Source organism: Pirellulaceae bacterium (assembly GCA_029243025.1).
Classification (GTDB): domain Bacteria; phylum Planctomycetota; class Planctomycetia; order Pirellulales; family Pirellulaceae.
In genome coordinates this window covers 154,857-174,826 of record JAQWSU010000056.1, presented here as the reverse complement: position 1 = coordinate 174,826, position 19,970 = coordinate 154,857, and the positions used below count along the sequence as shown (strand labels likewise).

Below are 19,970 nucleotides of genomic sequence, written 5' to 3'. Positions count from 1 at the left end.
AGTTTTTCCGTTAGCTCTTTTTGAGATGAGTCGAAATGTCTGAAGATTACCTGCGAAGCCGATTAATGATGTCTCCCGACGATACATCATTATTGGTTGTTGATGTTCAAGATAAATTACTCAATGCAATTCCGGATCGGATACCGTTGGTTTGGAATATCAAACGATTGTTGGAAGGCGCGGGTGTCTTGGATGTCAAGAGAATCGCGACAGAACAGTATCCTGAGAAACTTGGTGCGACCCACGCCGAATTGCAGCCGTTTATTCAACCTGTCTCGGATAAGATTACCTTCAGTTGCGTCGGAGACGTGAATTTTTACGATCAGTTGAAAAAACACTCCACCACCAAAGTTCTTGTCGCTGGTATCGAATCGCATGTTTGTGTCTTGCAAACGGTCCTCGATCTGATCGCGGTAGGATACGATGTTTACGTTCCAGTCGACGCGATTGCTTCCCGTTTTGAGGTCGATTATCAGACGGCACTCAAACGAATGGAAAGTAGCGGAGCCACGTTAGTGACTACCGAGATGGCGTTGTTCGAGTGGTGCCAGGCAGCGGGGTCCGATCGCTTCAAACAGATCAGTCGGCTTGTGCAACGCGAAAAGCCAGTGATCGAAGTGGATCCCTAGTAGGTGCACGAGTGGCCGCTTATAAACAGTCGCCTTTTATAAATAGTGGGTAGATCACGAGAACGGGGGTGTCACGATGCAGGTTGCAGTCACGGGGGCGACAGGATTTGTGGGCCGATATCTCGTCGACCATTTGCTCGATGCGGGACATGCCTGCCGTTGTTGGAGGCGACCCGCAAGTCAGACCCAAGGCTTTCCTGACGATGGTCGGATCGAATGGGTCGAGGGCGAATTGAATCAGGCCGATGCGACCTGTGATCTCGTGTCGGGTTGTGATGCAGTAATTCATGCGGCTTTGGACCGACCTGGTGCCGGTTTTCGAGGAGCAGAGGGCGATTTGGTCGAATTTGTGGAGGCAAATTTAGTCGGCACTCTGCGATTAATCGAGACAGCCCGCCAGCAAGACGTGAATCGATTCGTCTTTATTTCAACCTGTGCCGTTCACGAGGTGATCTTGGAGGATCGGCCGTTAGACGAAACCCATCCGTTGTGGCCAATGACGCATTATGGCGCCCATAAAGCTGCTATCGAAAAGTTTATTCATGCCTATGGTCTTGGCCAGCAATACTCCATTTGTGCACTTCGACCTACTGGGATTTATGGGGTAACCCAACCACCCACCGAGAGTAAATGGTTCGATTTGGTAAAGGCTGTCGTTGCAGGGGAAGCGGTGGAGTGTCATCGTGGTGGCAAGGAAGTTCACGTGTCTGATGTCGCCAAGGCGGCTACGCTTTTGCTGACTGCGGAGGGAATCGAGGGGCAAGCCTACAACTGCTATGACCGCTATGTGTCAGAATTCGAGGTTGCCACCATTGCCAAGGAAATCTCGGGTAGTCAAGCTGAAATTCTCGGTGGAACAAAGTCACCGAAGCATCAGATTCAAAACCAAAAAATTTGCTCACTCGGTATGACCTTTGGCGGTCAAAATCGTTTGAGAAAAACGGTGGCTCAATTGGTCGAGGCCGTCAAAGTTGGTGCGGCCACCTAAGGCGAGCGCAGCATTCGAATGCAGTGAGACAACGGATAGGCCCAGTGAGACGACCAGGACGCCGAGAGTAAATCGTGAACGTGAATAAGCCTTTGAATCAACTGGGTTTTGGAAATGAATTGAGTTCGATCTTGTCATCCAGCGAATGGGCTTTGGAGCAGATCGGTATTATCGTGGTGGACCACGGTTCCCGCAGAGAAGAAAGTAATCAGCTGTTGTTGGTCGTGGCTGATCACTTGCGTGTTGAAACGGGGTTGGAACGGATAGAGCCGGCCCATATGGAGTTGGCTGAGCCTTCGATTAAGACCGCTTACGATCGCGTCGTGGCACGGGGAGCCAAGCTGGTCATTGTGCATCCTTATTTCTTGTCACCCGGTCGCCATTGGCATCAGGATATTCCTCGTTTGGCGGCGGAGGCCGCTCGGCCATATCCTGAGACGAGATTCGTCGTCACGGCGCCGCTGGGGATCCATGGTTTGATGCTTCAGATCATTCAGGACCGCATTCAGCAATGTTTACGGCGAGCTGTTTTCGACTCCGAGACCTGTGATGTGTGTCGGGACACTGCCGGCTGTCAAATCTTGCCCGCGGCACCTCTCTCGGACGGACCCTCACCAGAATGACCGTTTGCAGCAGGACTTAAGTGTAGATAAGGCGAATCACACAGACGAGCACGGTGACGGCTCCAAGAATCCAACCGGGGATCGGATCGTTGCCAGATAATTGCTCGGTCACCTCGGATGCTGTTCCTGGGGCGTCCTCCGTCATTTGCATCAAGCCATCCTCTGACTCTTCGACGCGTTCACGAGCGTTTATTGACATCACTCTCATCCTCATCGAAATTGAGATTTGGTGAAAAAAGGCAACCCGGATTTCACGATGCGGATTGGTTTCATCGATGTTCGAATCAAGAAAAAGCAACCATCGGAAAGGTAGCATGTGATTTGGGCCGTCCCGAAAAAAGAAGCAAGTGTTCTTTGAACCATTTTTGATCGAGCACGCTGGGAGACTTTTCGATCTGGTGATCCATGCGGCCAATTGTTCGGGGAATGAGATTCCGAGGTGGAGAGATTCCGAGGTGCTTTTTTCGGGCTGAACGGCCAAGTTGGCTTGAACCCGAGTTCGACCGACTGTTCAGAACTGGGTTGCCTCGCTATGCTACGGCTTGCCTGTAACTGCTCTCTCTCCCCTTGGATCCCCCTGTCGAATCGCTGCGACCGGCGAGGTCAAACGTAGTTGGAATTGATCGGATCGATGCCGAAGACTGATTGGAAAACTGCTTATCCGTATGAGTCGCATTGGTCGCATTGTGGGGATTACCGTTATCATTTTGTTGATGAGGGACAGGGTGAGCCGTTATTGATGGTGCACGGAAATCCGACGTGGTCGTTTTACTGGCGGCGACTGATCGATAGCTTCTCCTCGGAATTTCGCTGTGTCGCTCCCGATCATTTGGGATGTGGGTTGAGCGATAAGCCGGCTGATTATGGTTACCAGTTGCAAACACACATTGACAATCTTGTTCGGCTGATTGACGAACTTGATCTGCGCAATGTGACCTTACTGGGGCATGATTGGGGAGGAGCGATCGGCTTGGGAGCGGCTCAGGCACGTCCCGATCGGTTTAAGCAGTTTGTGCTCTTCAATACAGGAGCCTTTCCGCCTCCCTACATCCCATTGCGAATTCGTGTTTGTCGTTTTCCGGTCGTGGGTCGCTACGCGCTGCAGGGTCTGAACTTGTTTTCGCAAGCTGCGGTCAGGATGGCAGTCGCAGACCAAAGTAAGCTGTCTGCTACGGCTCGTGAGGGATTGCTAGCGCCCTACGACAGTTGGGAACATCGCGTTGCTGTCTATGGGTTTGTGAAGGATATTCCAGCCTCGCCAAAACATCCGACCTGGGCTACGCTGGACCGCATCGAACAGCAATTGGCATCCTTGGCCGATCGGCGAGTCTTGTTGATCTGGGGGATGCGGGATTGGTGCTTTACTCCCGAATGTCTACGTCGGTTCCAACAGCATTTTCCTTCGGCTGAGGTGTTAGAGCTTGAGGACGCGGGACATTGGGTGGTTGAAGAAGCCAGTGAAAAAATCATTCAGCGGCTCAATGAGTTTTTAGCCGGCAAGTCGATTGAAGTCGTTTGATAGACGGTCTCTGTTCTTATGTTGACGATTGGACAATCCGCAACGCTTGCTTGTCTGCTGGAGGTCAATGCGCCTAAGCCGGGCAATGTTCATCGAGGGGCTGACTTTGACGATGCGACGCTTAACGACTTTGCTGCAAGTGCTGTGGCCATTGGTCCGGTCATGGAGCGAGCGGGAAGTCAGACGGTTGGACGAACCGTGTTGGATGCCATCCAGGCTACCGATCGGGTTACCCGATCGAATACGAATCTGGGCATCGTGCTGCTCTTTGCGCCGATAGCAGCCGTCGCAAGCGAACTTGATTTGGAAAGATCGCTGCCCGATGTGTTGAGCAGTCTGAAAGCCGACGACGCGGCGCTCATTTACCAAGCCGTGCGACAAGCGAATCCGGGCGGTCTGGATCCAGCGGGTGAACCCGTGCGGGGTGATGATATTCACGCGCAGCCGCCCAGTGACCTGATCGTCGCGATGCGTGCTGCTGCTGACCGAGACACCATTGCCAAACAATATGCCAACGGATTTCAGGAGTTGTTTCAGTTGGTCGTTCCCTGCCTACTGAAGCACCAGGAACTGTCAGTTCCAGATCGAATTGTGAACGCACATCTGCAGGTAATGAGTCAGATTCCGGACACTTTGATCGCACGGAAAGGCGGGCGTGATTTGGCGAAAGAATCAGCCGCTCGTGCGACCGCGGTGCTTGAGGCCGGTGACGTCATGACCGAAGATTATCAACGGGCTCTTGCCGATTTTGATTTTTGGTTGAGGTCCGATGGTCGTCGGCGTAATCCAGGGACTACCGCTGACCTGATTGCGGCTGGCTTGTTTGTATTATTGCGTGGTAACAAACTACAAGTTCCCTTTGGCTAGGGTGACACGATGAGTGAGTCTTTTCGAGTGAAACTAACCAAGGACTACTTGGTTTTCAGTGCGGCACATTTCATCACATTCAACGGTAATATTTGTGAGCGGTTGCACGGGCACAACTATCGTGTTGCCGCGGAAGTCGACGGTCCGTTGGATGAGAATTCCTACGTGATCGATTTCATTGCCCTACGAGATTACTTGAAGCAGATGGTCGATGAATTGGATCATCGGGTTATCCTGCCGGCTCAGCATCCGCGGATCCGCGTCGTCGCCGACGATCGCGAGGTCATCGTGACTTTTGAGGAGCGACGTTGGATTTTTCCATTGGAAGATTGTGTTATCTTGCCGGTTCCGAATACCACGGCGGAACTGGTGGCAAAATATTTCGGAGATCGCTTATTGTCGAAGCTGGCAGAACTTGGCTGCTGCGAGCCATCCGCTTTACGGATTGGTGTCGATGAAAATAATGGCCAGTGGGCGGAATGGGAGTGGACGGCCGATGCTTGATTCTTTGCGATCGCTTGACGGGATTTTGTCTCAACAGTAAATTTATTTCAACTTTTCTCGCGACTTTGCCGATTGGTCGTTATAGGGCGGTCCGTTGTTCGTGGTGCAAGACTTTTCGGCCGCATGAAAGTGCGAGTTGCTTGTGATGAAGACCGAACTCCAAAAAGCTGCGCTGATGTTGTCGAGTTTGCCATGCCCGCTGGCGTCCCAACTCCTCGATCAGATTCCCGCAAAGCAGGTTGCCGTCATTCGTCGCATGGCGGACGAATCGAAACGGCCCAGTCGTGAAGATCGCAAGCTGGCGATCAACGAATTCCTGCGGCTCACGAAACGGCAGAAAAAAACAAAGTCAGCCCCGCGGACAAGAATTGATCCACCGGCGACTCAGATGCCGCCGATCCATTTCTTGACGCCTCGCCCGGCCTCTGAGATTATTGGTTTGCTTGGGGAGGAATTGCCGCAGACACAGGCAGCGATTCTCTCTCATTTGCCCGCCTCTCTTGCCGCTGAGGTCTTGGCCTTGTTACCGAAGAAGAGGCGACTGCAGATTGTCAGGCGACTATCGGGGGGAGGAACGATCTCGCCATTGGTTCGTGCTGAAATGGCAGAGGTGATTTCACAGTTGCTTTGTCGGAGATTGCCAGTTGGTCCTGGAATGACGCGAAGCTCGAGTGAATTCTTGGATCAGCTGTTAGCGAATAGTACCGGGGCGATCCACCAAATTCTCGCAGAATCAATTCAGCAATCTGGCGCTGCGAGAGGCTCAGCCGGTGCGAGCCAGTTGTCGAAGCCGGATTGAACTGAAAGAGGTGGCTTTTGGTTCATCGTCCGGGCCCCTAGTTTCGACTTCCGTGCCGTGGTACCATCCCCGCCATGGCCACGACACCGATGATGCAGCAATACATGGATGCGAAGGCAGCATGTGGCGATGCTTTGCTGTTCTTCCGCATGGGCGATTTCTACGAACTGTTCTTTGAGGACGCCAAGCTCGCTGCCCCGAGAGTTGGGCTCACGCTGACCAGTCGCGACAAGAACACGGAAAATCCTGTCGCGATGGCAGGTTTTCCCCATCACCAATTAGAAAGTTATCTGGCGAAACTGATCAAGCAAGGGTTTCGCGTCGCAATTTGCGAGCAGGTGGAGGATCCCAAAAAAGCGAAAGGGCTGGTCAAACGGGACGTGACTCGAGTGGTCTCGCCCGGCACTTTGACGGATGATGCCCTGCTGGATCCTCGCGAAAGCAATTATCTGGCCGCCATTGTCATTGAACAGAGCTCGGCGGACGCGAGTAACACAGCGGGTCTCGCCTGGGTTGAACTCTCTACCGGCAAGTTTTTTGCGACGACCGTGCCTCGAGACCAAGTGGCGGATGAGCTTTCTCGGATTCAGCCGGCGGAGTGCCTCGCTGGCGAGGAGGTTGAATGGACAGATGGATTGACTTCCGAGTCGATGATGACCACGCTCCGACCTGCTTGGGAGTTCGCGTACGAGACGTGTCGAGAAGCTCTTGAAAAACAGTTCGGAACGATGACCTTAGAGGGCTTCGGTTTTACCGATGACGACCGATTGGCGGTTCGGGCAGCCGGAGGCGTTATCGCCTATCTAAACGAGACTCAGAAATCATCACTGGAGCATATCGACCGACTTTCGCCCTATCGGTCTGGACAGTGCTTGGAGATTGATCAGGCCACCCGACGAAGTCTTGAAATAACGCGAACGTTACGAGATGGAAATCGCGAGGGTTCGTTATTGTCCGTAATTGATCGATCCGTGACCTCGATGGGATCGCGACGCTTAGCCGATTGGATTGCCAATCCGCTGACAGAGGTAGCTCGAATTGAAGAACGTCACGACGCGATCGCTGAACTCCTGGGGGATTTGCCGCTGGGCGCTGATCTTCAGCAAGAGTTGAAGGGCATCTACGACATGCAGCGTCTGTTGGCACGAGTTGCCACCGGTCGGACGAATCCACGCGACCTGAGTTGCCTGGCTCGGACACTGCAAACACTCCCCGCGATCAAAAATCGAATGAGTGGACGTACAAGTCGATTGTTGAAGAACCTCGAAATGGAGTTGGATCTCTGTCCGGACTTGTGCAGCAAATTGGTGGCGGCACTGGAAGAAGAATGTCCACTCACGTCCCGAGAGGGAAGTTTTTTACGGGCTGGTTACAACGCCAAGTTGGATGAACTGAGGCAATTAGCTTCTGGCGGGAAAGCGTGGATTGCCAAATATCAGGCACAACAGTTGGAAGAGTCAGGGATTCCCAGCTTGAAAGTCGGATTCAACAAAGTGTTCGGCTATTACATCGAGGTGACCAATTCACACCGTGATAAGGTCCCCGAGCATTTTATTCGCAAGCAGACACTCAAGAATGCGGAACGTTACATCACGCCTGAGTTGAAAGAGTACGAGGAGCAAGTGCTCTCGGCCGACGAAAAAGCGAAAGATCTTGAGTATGATCTGTTCGTTGAGCTGCGTGATTTGGTGCAATTGTCAGCAAGACGTTTGCAGTCGACCGCTGATATTCTTGCCGAACTGGATGTCCTGGTAGGATTGGCCGATCTTGCCCGCAAGCAGGCTTATTGCCGTCCTCAGATGGTCAAAGAACCCACGCTCCAGATCGTGGAAGGTCGACATCCTGTCCTGGATATTGTTGAACCCCAGGGAACCTTCGTACCGAACGACACACTGGCCAATGATGATGACGGAACATTGTTGCTGATTACCGGCCCGAACATGGCTGGTAAAAGTACCTACATTCGGCAGGTGGCTTTGATTACATTAATGGCTCAAGTCGGTAGCTATGTGCCCGCCAAACAAGCCACAATCGGCGTCGCTGATCGTATTTTTGCGCGCGTCGGCGCCAGTGATGAGTTGTCAAAGGGGCAAAGTACTTTCATGGTTGAGATGACCGAGACCGCACGGATTCTCAACACGGCAACCCGTCAAAGCTTAGTGATCCTGGATGAAATTGGCAGAGGGACCAGTACTTATGACGGCCTCTCGCTTGCCTGGGCGATTGTCGAACATTTGCATGATCAAATTGGGTGTCGCACCTTATTTGCCACACATTATCACGAGTTGACCGATCTGGACCAAACCTTGGAAAAGGTTCGAAATCTCAATGTGGCTGTCAAAGAATGGCAAGATAATGTTGTCTTCTTGCACAAAATTGTGGAAGGTTCTGCAGATAAAAGCTACGGCATTCATGTCGCTCGACTTGCAGGAATTCCTGGGGATGTGAATGAGCGTGCAAAACAGATTCTGTCTCGTTTGGAAGCGGAGCATCTTGACGGTGAAGGACGACCAAAAATACCACCGCCACATTTTGAACGACCGCAAGGTGACGTCCAATTGACGCTGTTTGGAGCGGTAGAACATCCCTTGTTGGACGAAATTCGTGAATCGGATATCAATCAAATGACGCCATTGGATGCTCTGACTTGCATTCAAAGTTGGAAGAATCAACTGAAGGACGGCTAACGGCTGCCCTTACTTGGTCTCGCGGATCGCTCTGAAACTTGTGCCCGCTTCATGTTGGGGAGCTGTCAAAATCGATCGGCTTGTTTTGCTCAATTGACCGGGGCGATTGACGCTGGCGGGATGAATCGTAGTGCCGTAACACGCATCGATCCAGAAATTCATCGGCGAACTTCTCGGCGAACTTCTCGGTGAACTTCTCGGTGAGAGTTGATCCGAGTACAGAAAAATACGGCGACACCCGCGAGAGCCGATGCGCCGTATTTGTGAACGATGACTGAGAAAAGGGTCAGCTTTGACGGCGACGTCGGATTGCTAGGATTCCCAATAAGAGCAGCAGGCTGCTGCTCGGTTCGGGCACCGTCTGAGCTGGAGCAGGACGAGGCCCTACTTCGAATCCGGCTCCGACGAAGGCAGTCACAAAATCCGAACTGTCAAAGTCACCATCTCCATTCCAATCCCCTTCGCTCCAACCGGCATTCATCGGTACTTCATCTTCGTACTTAGCAGCCACGAAGACTGCGACAAAGTCGGTGCTATTGAATTGGCCATCAAAGTTGGCGTCGCCAAAGTAGGTGTACTTGAGATCTTCAACCCAGACGGTGCGATCGGATTGAGTGACCACATTATCACCGTTTAGGTCAAAAGCGATGTTGTTATTACCCGATGTTACCTCGGCGGAGAGTAGATCAATGTCTTCGGCATCGAGCAGCCCGTTGTTATTGAAGTCGCCCTCGATGACAGCTCCACCAATTTCTAAAGTGAATCCGTTCAGGATCGGATTGTTGTCAGGTGCTGATGGGTTGGGTCGGGCGTCATTTCCACTGTCACCCAAGACGATTTCCAGATTATTATCCTCGGGAATTACGCTCAGGCTATACACGACGCCCGCTTCACCGTTGTTGATACCACCTTGAGTGAGCTGTACGTTGAAGTTCTCTACGGCAACTTCGTTCTCGACCATGATGTCGAAACCCCGATCGCAGCAGCTTTCCGCGAATAATAGCTGTAAGGTGTAAGGCGTGCCTGCTTCGACTTCCAGTTCAATAGCGATTTCTGCCGGTGCGGCGCTCCACCGAATCGATTGCATGACCTGTTCCAGGTCGAGATCACCGTAGTTGGCATCGCCATGCCATTCCAAGATTTCGCGTTCATCGGTGGTCAGATCAACACCATCCTGACAACAATCTAAAAGGCTTCCGTCCGTGAACTCCGCATCGCCTACGGTCACGTCACCGAACCCGCCCACATCGACCGCATAGAGAAATTCGCCTTCAAAGTCGACGCCTTCGTCAACAGCTGTGAAGGTTCCCAATGATCCCTTGAGTACCACATTCTGTTGCGGAGGTGGAGGAAGGTCGGGAATCCTTGTGACATCATATTTCGTATACAAGTGATCGCGCACGAGACCGAGTTCCGTGTCCGAGAGTATCCGATCGTAAATCACAATTTCAGATACATCCGCGTCGCTGACTTCAGCAAAACCCCCGCTCGAGCCGATACCGAGATTTCCAGGGCTACCCACCGGGGTATTACTCTCCGTTTGATTCCCGCCGTTGACGGTGAAGCTTGAGCCATCCTCGGTGCCGACGGTGTCGGCCACGTAGGCAACGTCGATCTCGGCCGGGTTGAAACCGACCCAACCTTCCGCATAGGAGCCGTAGTTACCGCCCCAAAGTCCATGCAGCCAGTTCGGGCCGCCGCGTGCTTGGAGAGTTCGTCCTTGAATGTTTCCCCAATATTGGTTGACAATAAAGGCCGTGTAATCCCTTTCGAGATACAAGCCATCGTCAATCACCATTCCATCGCCATCAAGACCATCGAAGCGAACGGATGGAAGCCCGTTCATGGTATTGGCTTGGTAGGTCGGCTGAAGAATGTCATCGAATTGTGTTCCATGGAAATCGTTGCCGCTCTTGTCTTGCCAACCGCCAACTGGGTCGCCGAGGGCCGCCGAAATGCTAAGATCTTCGTCTTGAAATAGCGTGGCCGGATCGGTCGCATCCAGCCACAATACGAGGCCGTCTGTGACGGGAACTGCAGATGCCGATTGACTGAAAATGAAAACGCTGACAAAAACGGCTTGCCAGTTACGAACGAGTGGTGGGTGGTGCTTCATGAGATTCCTCGACCAGTAAGCCCAAAGGGGGCGGAATGTAGATACCGTACGGGGGACTTGGGAATCGTTTTTTATCGGGATGGGTGGCGACTGGCCACCTATCGATTGGATTGCTTGGCAGCCAAGGTTTGACCAACGAACATGGCTCGCAGGTTAATCAGTCAGAACGACGTATGCAAGAAAAAAAACAGCCTACCTGCCATGAATTGTGACCCGCTTGGCTGGCCATTGTAGGTTTGATTGACTCTCGGTTGAAAATCGCCATGGATCCGCATCGACGTCGTGCAAAGTCACTGCACACCGCTCAGCAACCATGGTTAACACCTGCGGCAGTTCCAGGAATCGCTGCACATTTAACAGGTAGGGGCCGGCCCGATGAGAGGTTGGCAACCTAGATAGATTCAGTTGTTGGACTCCAGGCTCGTAGAGAGCGGCATAGAGAGCCAGCGCGGCCATACCCTTGTCGGCTTGAATGAATGGTGCTTCCTGGGACAACTTTAAAGCGTGAGTGAGTTGAATGGCGCGGCGCAGGTCCCAGATACGCATCGTGTCACGTGTCTGCCCTAACAGGTAAAAACGTCTGCGAATTTGTTTTTGTTTTTTCGGGTTTGGATTCCATGCGGTGGGTCCAATACCACGTGGAACGACGTAGACCGTTGTGCGCTCGGGGTTCGCGATGGGATCAGGTGAAGCTGCAGTTTCTGTCGCAGTTGTCAGGTTTTGAGGAAAGCGATTTGCGTATCTGGCGAGAAACGCTTGCCAGCCAGATTCGTCCAGTACCTGGAGTACGATTTTGGAATCAGCCGTTTGATTGGGTTGAACAACATAGACTGGCAGTCGCACGGCGTTTTGACTGTCAAACTGAAAGACGGATCGCGTGCTTTGGCTGTCACGCGTCGAGAATACACACTCCGCATTAAGGGGGATTTGTTGCTGGGGCCAGCCCCGAAAGACACGTTGGTCGAGCGCCGTTTTCCAGGCATCTCGCATTTGCTTCCAATCGGATTCCGTGGTGGGCGGCTTTGCAGGGGGGGCTGCAGCGACAAACCACTCATGCACATTGTGATTACGTTCGTCCGTTGGCAATTCAGCGAAGACTTTGAGTTCGTCAGGTTCAAAGCACTTGGTCGCCACATCGGTGATCAACGTTTTATCTTGGCGAAGATGATGATTCAGCCAGCGGAAGGCATTGATTCGAAGTTCCTGAGTGTCTTGGTGCGGACCTGAGCTGATGTTCAGGGCAAGTTGATCGGCCGCATCATGCAGTGAGTAGATTCGTTTAACGACTTGGTGGGTGCGAACGACTCCGTCCAGTGGGAAAATATTGTCACGATCGGTATTGCTGATCAGCAAGGGACGTGGCGCGACCAGGGCGGCAACGTGCGGATAATCCCATCGATAAGTGTTGACCATGAACATGCAATCGCAATGGCCTTCGATCACTCCATCCACAACATAGTTCATTAGGTCGGTAATACCCGCTACCGGGACCGTGGCAGCGATGCGATCGTCGAGTGCGGTAAGCCACCAACTGTAAATGCCACCCCCGCTGCGGCCTGTCACACCAAGACGGTTAGGATCGACATCCGGTCGTGTCTCCAAATAGTCGAGCGCCCGAATGCAGTTCCATGCCTCCACTCCGGCGGGCGTGTAGCCTCGGTTGAGCCACCACCACATGTCGTACCGGTAGGTGCCATGATGGACTCCGGCGATTTCTCCTAATTGAACCGAGTCAATGGTCAAGCAGATGTAACCATTGCGGGCAAACCAGGCTCCATGATGTTGGTAGTGGACTTTATTTCCGTAGCTGACGCCATCGATGGTGACTCTTCCGTGTCCGCACACGTAAAGGATTGCTGGTAGTCGCTCGCTGACCTGCGCAGGACGATAGAGGTTGCCGGTCACGTAGAGCCCAGGACGTGATTGGAAATGCAGCCGTTCGACGACAATGCCGTCACGCGACGTGGAGCCCGTAATCGTTGGCTTGAGATCCGTCTTGCTTGGCAGCGGAGAGAGGCCCAGCATTTCCTGCAATTGTTCTCGATAGGCAGACCTTTTGTTTGTCCAATGATCGAGCGATCGAATGTCGGACAGACTTTGTTGCTGGAGTGCGATTGTTTCCGCGCGAAAATATTTGGCAAGCATCGCATCCCCCGGAGCTGCGGCAGGGCAGTTCCCGGACAGGTAACTCCTACCGAAACAGGTCGCCAGGATCAGACTTAAGACCAGCGTTTTTGGGGACCGCATCGATATTTACTCCGTTTGTTGTTTTCGAGGAGTTCAAGATCGCTTGTTTTTTCGGAAAAAACGGGCTTCTCGTTGCAATTCTGCCTGTTTCAGCGGATCTCGTAAATGATCATTTTGCGAAATTCAAAAATCGAGGGAAACTTAATCGGTTGTAGAAACGTCAAATCAGCACGAATGGGTGACTGTCAGCGGAATGCACTCATGAGCCGTATCGAAATTTGTGAGGTTGGGAACGATGGGAATGCACTGGACGGTTATTTTTCGTGGCGTGCGATTTGGTGTCGCTTTGGCGCTCGTCGGAGGACTCTTCGGTTTGCAGACTCTGAGCGGTCAGGCCGGAGAGATTGGATTCATCGAAGACTTTAGTCTTGCGAGCGATCGCGACCTTGCCTTGGAAAAATTGATTCCGGGGACCGAGGAGTATTATTACTTCCAGTGTCTTCACCAGCAAAATCTGCAGCAGTTTGATCGAGTTGAGCAGTTGTTGGCGGCTTGGATCAAGCGACACAATGTGACGTCTCGCGTTCAAGAAATTCAGAATCGTCAAGCGTTATTGACCTATCGTCAACATCCCCAGAAGTCGCTGACGTTTTTGCAACGACAACTGGGGCTTCAGTTCAACCACCAGCGAGATACGGTGGATCGTGCGGCACAGCTCCCGACGCAGCTTGATGCGCAGCTGATTTCCCGTCAACGATTGACTCAGGTCGCTTTGAAGCGTCACCGAAATACATTGAATGGTTTCGAGGATTCTGCGCTTGATTGGTTAGCCCTCGAGTCGATTGACGCGACTCATCGTCGTGATTTGCTCAAGCGAATGCAGCGACCCGATGTAACAGGTTTGCCAGAAATAGTGATTGCAGATCTGAATACACGCAATAGCGGCGGATTTGGATCCTTTCAGATTCATCGCAACTTACTCAAGGATCAACTTGATCAGTGCCTTGTGTTAAAGCCCTCACTTCGAAATGAAACCAAATTCGTCAACACCTACTTAAGTAAGCTTCAGCCATCGTCCGATGTGAATATGCAATTTGATCGATCGGCTCGTGAAGCGTTCCTCTCGCGTCTTTGGGGTTTTGCAGAGACTCTCGATCCGAGTCATAACTCATTGAAGGCGCACGTGCTTTATCATCAGTTGACGATCGACGAATCACAGGGGAAGTACAACCGGGAGCGATTCTTAGCTTACCTGAAGCTGCCTCGCGTCGTTGATTACGTGAGTCGCAAATACCTGGAGCAGTCTGAGCACAAACGGCACCAGGTTAATCTAAACGCTGACTTTCAATCGGTGACTCGATTTCCACCGATTCGAAACGATCATGAACTCGTTCGCCGATACCTCCAGCACTTTTTTGTGGACGCGAAGAATTACCGCGACTTTTCACCCTATGTGAAAGATTTGTTCTTGAAGCACCTCTTCGCCGAAACAAAGATCGTCCACGGCTTGGGGGATCCGCAGCAATGGTATTCCCAATTGCCGCCCGAGGCCTACCAGCGATTAAAGCAGCGAGTCGATCTTGATTTCTTACCCACGAATCCACAACAGTTGGGGGCGAGTGAAGCTGCGACGATTGGGGTTAATGTCAAGAATGTTTCCAATCTGATCGTGAAGGTTTACCGAATCAACGCCCTCAATTTTTACAAGGATCAGGGGCGTAATGTGAGCACAGGAATCAATTTGGACGGACTCATTCCAAATGAAGAAAGGGCGTTTGAATACAAGGATCCACCTTTGCGCCGCATCCGCCGTGAGTTTGAATTTGAGTCCTTGAGCAAACCGGGCATCTACGTGATTGACTTCATTGGCAACGGGAAAAGTAGTCGTGCTTTGTTGCAGAAGGGGAAATTGCGACACGTTGTTCGATCGACCTCCGCAGGAATGGAGTTCTCGATCTTTGACGAGAATGAGTTGCAATTGAATGATGCATCGTTGTGGATAGGGGGCCAACTGTACCATGCCGATGGCCAGGGGAATATCCTGGTACCGTTCAGCAGCCAACCAGGACGCCAGCGTGTGATTCTGATTCACGATCAGACCGTGACGCTGGCACGATTTGAACATGAAGCTGAATCCTATGCGATGAAAGTTGGTTTCTACACGGACCGAGAGTCGTTGTTGAGCGGTCGAATCGCCAAGCTGTTGGTACGGCCTGGCCTACTACTCAACAAACAACCGGTTGGGCTTGCATTGCTTAAAAACGTTCAGCTTACGATTTCCTCGACGAACAAAGATGGCATTACTTCGACAGATACTGTCTCCAACCTGAAGCTGCAGGATGATGTCGATTATGTCCATGAATTTCGTGTGCCACCCCGGCTTGCTCAGATTTCTGTCTCGTTAAACGCGCAAGTTGATAGCCTCAGTCAGGGAAAAGACATCGACCTTGTTGCCAGCGATGATTTCTCGGTTGCTTCAGCGATTCAACATCGGAGTGAAGCCGAGATGACAAAGAAGCATGAATTTCGTACAGGAAGTCTGCACTTGTCCGAGGTTAAGGGAGAGCACTTTGTCGATTTGCTAGGGAAGTCAGGAGAGCCGCGCCCCAACCGTCCCGTCCAGCTGAAGTGCAAGCACCGTGACTTCCGTGATCCGGTATCGGTGACGCTTCGGACCAATGATCAAGGGCGAATCAGTCTCGGGACCTTGGAAGAAATCGCTTGGATATCAGCCACTGCACCCGATGGGGCCCAACGTCAATGGAAACTGCGGCTGAATCGACATTCCTATTACCGTTCTGTGAATGGGAGGGTCGGACAGCCTATTAAGTTGTCGGCGATGGGGGCTTCGCGTCAACCGCGCCGGGATGAAATGTCTCTGCTAGAAATGCGGCACGGTCAATATGTGGCAGATCGCTTTGACGCGATTCGCTGGGAAGATGGCCAATGGATCCTTTCGGGGCTCGCTGCCGGCGATTATCAGTTGACGCTCAAACATTTAGGGGAGGTGATTCAGGTTCGAATCACCGAAGGGGTTCCGGCCGCCGGTTATGTACTTGGGCGATTTCGTCAGCTTGAGATGCGAGGAAGGGATACGGTTTTGATCGAATCGGTTGATGTGAAAGCCGACAAGATCCAGGTGCAGCTTGGGAATAGTTCGCCGTTTTCTCGAGTGCATGTCTTCGCGACAACATTTCGACCCGAATATGATGCTTACAGTCGATTGGCAAAGGTTCGCGATGCGGAACCGGCTTTTGGCTATCGTGTGCCATCGAGTTGCCTGTATGTCGAAGGGCGAACGATTGGTGACGAATATCGTTATGTTCTCGATCGTAAGTATGCTCAGAAGTTTCCCGGGAATATGTTGGCACGTCCTGAGTTGCTGTTGAATCCATGGGCCATTCGCGACACCGAAACTGCCATCGAGGAGCTTGCCGAGGACAGTGATTTTGCCGACGAGGCGGCGTTAGGTCCGGCGCAGAAAGGAAGGTTACGCGATCGGCGGAGGCAGTCAGCCTCAGGAACGACCGAGTTTGACTTGAATTTCCTCGCGGACGCCTCTTTCGTGCGATTGAACGCCAGGCCGGACGCCGACGGGCGAATTCAAGTGGATCGTGATGAACTCAAGGGAAAGCAAACGGTTGTAATCGTCGCGGTTGATCCGCTTACAACTTCCGTTCGTTATGTGGATCTTCCGCAAACTGATTCACGCTTCTTAGATCTGCGCTTGGCGACCGGTTTGCAGTCCGATGCAAATTTTTCGCAGCAGAATCAGATTTCCGTTGTTGAGCAAGGACAAACGTTTCAACTGGACGATATTCGCTCCAGTAAATTTGAAATGTACGATTCCCTTCCTCGTGTTTACCAACTTTATGAGACTCTCCAGCCATCCACTGAATTGAATGATTTTCGTTTTGTACTTCAGTGGAACCAGATGACAAATGAGGAAAAGCGTGAACGTTATTCAAAATATGCTTGTCATGAATTGGATTTCTTCATTTCAGAGAAAGATCCTGAATTTTTTGATGCCGTTATCCAACCTTACTTGCGTCAGAAACTCAATAAGACATTTCTAGATCACTATTTAATTCGTGACGATCTCACTGCCTTCTTGTCACCTTGGAATTATCAACAGTTAAACGTTGTTGAACGGATTCTGTTAGCTCGTCGGGTGGCGGGTGAACAGCCGATCACCGTTGAAACGTTGAGGAATGCGGCGAATCTGATTCCGCCTGATGTCGAACAAAGCAACTATCTGTTTGATATGGCGATCGCCGGTCAATCACTTGAATCGGTTGGAGGCTTAGCGTTTGCTGCGGGAGGCGGAATGGGCGGCGTCGGGGGAGTTGTCTTGGGGATCGAAACGCAGGCGGAAGATGGCGCAGCCAGATCGGATACGAGACGGTATCGCAAGAACGAGCGTGAGAACGCATTGCAAGCTGAACCGCCCATGGCGCCGGAAGGCGAATCGGTCGATGCGGGCATCGTTGATCGAGCCGACAAATCCTTCGCCGCGTTCGGTGAACCAAGTCTTGAAGGTCGTGAGAAATCCAAGATCGTACAGCTCTATCGGGCCCTGGATCAGACACAAGAGTGGGCGGAAAATAACTACTATCAACTTCCAATCGAAAAACAGAACGGCGAATTAGTGGAAGTTAATTCCTTCTGGGTGGAATTTGCCCGTCATGATGAAACGAAGCCATTTTATTCGACGGCGTTAGCGATGGCCTCGAACAGCTTTACTGAAATCATGTTCGCGCTATCAGTGCTCGATCTTCCCTTCGAATCACCTCAGCATGAAACAGTGCTTGTTGATAATGCACTCAAGGTGATTTCCGCCGGTCCGATGATTGTTTACCACCAGCAGATTCAACCCACAAAAGCGGGTGAAGACGAATCGCCACTGCTGGTCAGTCAAAACTTTTTTCAACAGAATGATCGCTATCGTCAGGTCGACAACCAACAAGTGGACAAGTTTGTCAATGACGAATTCTTGCCGCAGACTGTTTACGGTTGTCTCGTCGTGGTTACCAATCCGACCTCTTCGGCGCAGGAACTCGATGTGTTGACCCAAATTCCGCGGGGAGCGATTCCCGTTGGTAACGGTGGCTACACTGACAACGAAAAAATCCGTTTGGAACCCTATCGCACGCATGCTTTGGAATACTATTTCTATTTTCCGGCGATTGGCGAATTTGACCAGTTTCCGGTTCATGTTTCAGAGGGTGAAACACTCGTGGCCGCCGCAGTACCTTTCAAGTTTAAGGTGGTGAAGGAACTATCCCAAGTTGATCGGCAGTCCTGGGAGTATGTCTCACAACTCGGTAGTGATGAAGATGTATTGGCATATCTCCGAAAAGAGAATCTAGGCGCAGTTCAACTGGATCGAATCGCTTTTCGAATGGCTGATCTCGATTTCTTTGAGCAAGCGATCGGAATCCTGCAGCGGCGACACGCTTATAATCAGACGCTCTGGTCCTATTCGATTAAGCATAATCAGCCGAATTTCATCGATGACTACCTGCAGCATTGTGATGAATTCGTATCTCAGTGTGGCAGCATGTTGCAGAGTCCTTTGTTGGTGATTCGGCCCGTGGCACGCCGTACCTACCAGCACCTGGAATACCGACCTCTGGTCAATGCGCGTTCCCATCAAATTGGAAGTCAACGACAAATTCTCAATGATCGCTTGTTCGATCAATACAATCGATGGCTGAAACTGTTGAGTTATGTTGCTGAGCCAAGTGCTCAAGATCGTTTGTCAACAATCTATTATCTGTTGACGCAAGATCGAGTCGCAGAGGCGTTGGAAATGCATGGCGAAATTGATCCCGTCGAGTTGGAAACACGCATGCAATACGATTACTGTACTGCCTATTTGAGTTTTTCTTCCGGTGATCTCGCACTCGCCCGAAGCATCGCCGAACGCTATGTCAACTATCCTGTTGATCGGTGGCGCAACTCCTTCGCACTGGTGCGCAATCAGTTGGACGAGATTGAGGGAAATCCGTCCGAACTTGTCGATGAATCGGCTCGAGACCAATTTCAAGAAAGGATGGCAGCTTCACAGCCAACATTCGATTTTGCTGTCGAATCGAAGATCATCGATCTGAGTTATGCGAATCTGAATCAAGTTCGTGTCAACTATTATTTGATGGACATTGAATTGCTCTTTAGCCGTAGTCCATTCGTGCAAAAGTATTCAGGTCAGTTCTCCTACATTCAACCGAACCTGACGCAGGTAGTTGATTTGGCGGGAGATCAGACTCAATCCAAGATCGAACTGCCTGAAGCACTTCAGAATCAGAACGTCTTGGTGGAGATTGAGGCGGCCGGACGTCGGCAGTCAAACGCCTATTATTCGAATTCGATTTCAGCGCAGGTCTCTGGCAATTATGGGCAATTACGCGTCGCAACTCAGGCTTCCAATGAGCCCATCGCAGCTGCTTACGTAAAGGTCTACGCGCAGATGAAAGATGGCACGATTAGTTTTTACAAAGATGGTTATACCGATCGACGCGGGCGGTTTGATTACTCTTCACTCAGCACGGATTCGTTGGATAACGTGCAACGATTCGCGGTTCTGATTCTCAGTGATGAAGCCGGCGCACTCGTTCGCGAAGTGAGTCCTCCAAAACAGTAAAGAACTACGAAACGTGGGCCATGGATTTTTCATTGTGATCGGTGGCTTTAAAGATGATGGTGCAAACAACCACTGCGGAAGTCAGGGCAGCTTCGCGCCACGCGATTAATAATTCGCTGTCCAACGGTGGTTTGACATCGATTGGACGATGCTCATCTTCGAGAGAACTGGGCTGATGCTTTGGGTGAGCAACCGTTGAATCCGCTGCATCGGACGTTCGTCCGACCGAATTCGCCTTCCGTTCACTCCTTTCGAAACGAGGGAGCTGGTGGTTGGGTCACCGAACCAGTCTAATGGAAATCTGTCAAACCGCATCGCATCCGTCAGGATCCAGTTGTCCCCCAGCTCTGTTTAAAACCGGCCTCAATGAAAAGGGCGTAAACCGTCAACCCGTCATGAAAATGTCCC

12 protein-coding genes are annotated in these 19,970 nt (G+C 51.6%); 9 read left to right on the top strand and 3 right to left on the bottom strand.

Annotated elements, in window-relative coordinates:
- Positions 1 to 35: 35 nt before the first annotated feature.
- The 3 genes from P8N76_28060 (at position 36) to P8N76_28050 (ending at position 2,240) form a co-directional block, all read left to right on the top strand.
- Positions 36 to 629 (top strand): isochorismatase family protein, encoded by a 594-nt coding sequence (locus P8N76_28060; GenBank protein ID MDG2385556.1) that lies wholly within the window; start codon positions 36 to 38, stop codon positions 627 to 629.
- A 76-nt stretch (positions 630 to 705) separates the two neighbouring features.
- Positions 706 to 1,617 carry an NAD(P)-dependent oxidoreductase gene (locus P8N76_28055; GenBank protein MDG2385555.1) on the top strand — a complete coding sequence of 304 codons (912 nt, stop codon included), beginning with the start codon at positions 706 to 708 and terminating at the stop codon, positions 1,615 to 1,617.
- A 74-nt stretch (positions 1,618 to 1,691) separates the two neighbouring features.
- Entirely contained in the window at positions 1,692 to 2,240 is a 549-nt protein-coding gene (locus P8N76_28050) for a CbiX/SirB N-terminal domain-containing protein (GenBank protein ID MDG2385554.1), read from the top strand.
- 16 nt (positions 2,241 to 2,256) lie between these two features.
- Here the strand turns inward: P8N76_28050 and P8N76_28045 are convergent, their stop codons facing one another.
- Positions 2,257 to 2,439: a hypothetical protein gene (locus P8N76_28045; protein ID MDG2385553.1), complete on the bottom strand. Its 183-nt coding sequence runs from the start codon at positions 2,437 to 2,439 to the stop codon at positions 2,257 to 2,259.
- 432 nt (positions 2,440 to 2,871) lie between these two features.
- Between P8N76_28045 and P8N76_28040 the strand changes: the two genes are divergently transcribed.
- From P8N76_28040 to mutS, 5 genes are all read left to right on the top strand, one after another.
- A complete protein-coding gene (locus tag P8N76_28040; GenBank protein ID MDG2385552.1) occupies positions 2,872 to 3,759 on the top strand; it encodes an alpha/beta fold hydrolase in 888 nt (295 codons plus the stop codon).
- A gap of 18 nt (positions 3,760 to 3,777) precedes the next feature.
- The gene (locus P8N76_28035) at positions 3,778 to 4,626 is read left to right on the top strand and encodes a triphosphoribosyl-dephospho-CoA synthase (GenBank protein ID MDG2385551.1); all 849 of its coding nucleotides are present in this window, start codon (positions 3,778 to 3,780) and stop codon (positions 4,624 to 4,626) included.
- Between the two features lie 9 nt (positions 4,627 to 4,635).
- Positions 4,636 to 5,130 carry a 6-pyruvoyl tetrahydropterin synthase family protein gene (locus P8N76_28030; protein ID MDG2385550.1) on the top strand — a complete coding sequence of 165 codons (495 nt, stop codon included), beginning with the start codon at positions 4,636 to 4,638 and terminating at the stop codon, positions 5,128 to 5,130.
- 145 nt (positions 5,131 to 5,275) lie between these two features.
- The gene (locus P8N76_28025; GenBank protein MDG2385549.1) at positions 5,276 to 5,929 is read left to right on the top strand and encodes a hypothetical protein; all 654 of its coding nucleotides are present in this window, start codon (positions 5,276 to 5,278) and stop codon (positions 5,927 to 5,929) included.
- 74 nt (positions 5,930 to 6,003) lie between these two features.
- Positions 6,004 to 8,616 carry a DNA mismatch repair protein MutS gene (gene mutS, locus P8N76_28020; GenBank protein MDG2385548.1) on the top strand — a complete coding sequence of 871 codons (2,613 nt, stop codon included), beginning with the start codon at positions 6,004 to 6,006 and terminating at the stop codon, positions 8,614 to 8,616.
- 286 nt (positions 8,617 to 8,902) lie between these two features.
- Here mutS and P8N76_28015 read toward each other — a convergent pair whose 3' ends face one another.
- Together P8N76_28015 and P8N76_28010 are read right to left on the bottom strand one after the other, a co-directional pair.
- The gene (locus tag P8N76_28015; GenBank protein ID MDG2385547.1) at positions 8,903 to 10,732 is read right to left on the bottom strand and encodes a PEP-CTERM sorting domain-containing protein; all 1,830 of its coding nucleotides are present in this window, start codon (positions 10,730 to 10,732) and stop codon (positions 8,903 to 8,905) included.
- Positions 10,733 to 10,924: 192 nt separating this feature from the next.
- A complete protein-coding gene (locus P8N76_28010; protein MDG2385546.1) occupies positions 10,925 to 12,979 on the bottom strand; it encodes an alpha/beta hydrolase family protein in 2,055 nt (684 codons plus the stop codon).
- A 241-nt stretch (positions 12,980 to 13,220) separates the two neighbouring features.
- On the opposite strand from P8N76_28010, the gene P8N76_28005 reads away from it, so the two are divergent.
- A complete protein-coding gene (locus tag P8N76_28005) occupies positions 13,221 to 19,562 on the top strand; it encodes a hypothetical protein (GenBank protein MDG2385545.1) in 6,342 nt (2,113 codons plus the stop codon).
- The last annotated feature ends 408 nt before the right edge of the window (positions 19,563 to 19,970 follow it).

Bases quoted from the DNA above. Each gene is read 5' to 3' on its own strand.
- P8N76_28035 (MDG2385551.1), top strand. From the start codon at position 3,778: ATGTTGACGATTGGACAATCCGCAACGCTTGCTTGTCTGCTGGAGGTC.
- P8N76_28060 (MDG2385556.1), top strand. From the start codon at position 36: ATGTCTGAAGATTACCTGCGAAGCCGATTAATGATGTCTCCCGACGAT.
- P8N76_28045 (MDG2385553.1), bottom strand. From the start codon at position 2,439: ATGTCAATAAACGCTCGTGAACGCGTCGAAGAGTCAGAGGATGGCTTG.
- P8N76_28055 (MDG2385555.1), top strand. From the start codon at position 706: ATGCAGGTTGCAGTCACGGGGGCGACAGGATTTGTGGGCCGATATCTC.
- P8N76_28025 (MDG2385549.1), top strand. From the start codon at position 5,276: ATGAAGACCGAACTCCAAAAAGCTGCGCTGATGTTGTCGAGTTTGCCA.
- P8N76_28015 (MDG2385547.1), bottom strand. From the start codon at position 10,732: ATGAAGCACCACCCACCACTCGTTCGTAACTGGCAAGCCGTTTTTGTC.
- mutS (MDG2385548.1), top strand. From the start codon at position 6,004: ATGGCCACGACACCGATGATGCAGCAATACATGGATGCGAAGGCAGCA.
- P8N76_28005 (MDG2385545.1), top strand. From the start codon at position 13,221: ATGCACTGGACGGTTATTTTTCGTGGCGTGCGATTTGGTGTCGCTTTG.
- P8N76_28030 (MDG2385550.1), top strand. From the start codon at position 4,636: ATGAGTGAGTCTTTTCGAGTGAAACTAACCAAGGACTACTTGGTTTTC.
- P8N76_28040 (MDG2385552.1), top strand. From the start codon at position 2,872: ATGCCGAAGACTGATTGGAAAACTGCTTATCCGTATGAGTCGCATTGG.
- P8N76_28010 (MDG2385546.1), bottom strand. From the start codon at position 12,979: ATGCGGTCCCCAAAAACGCTGGTCTTAAGTCTGATCCTGGCGACCTGT.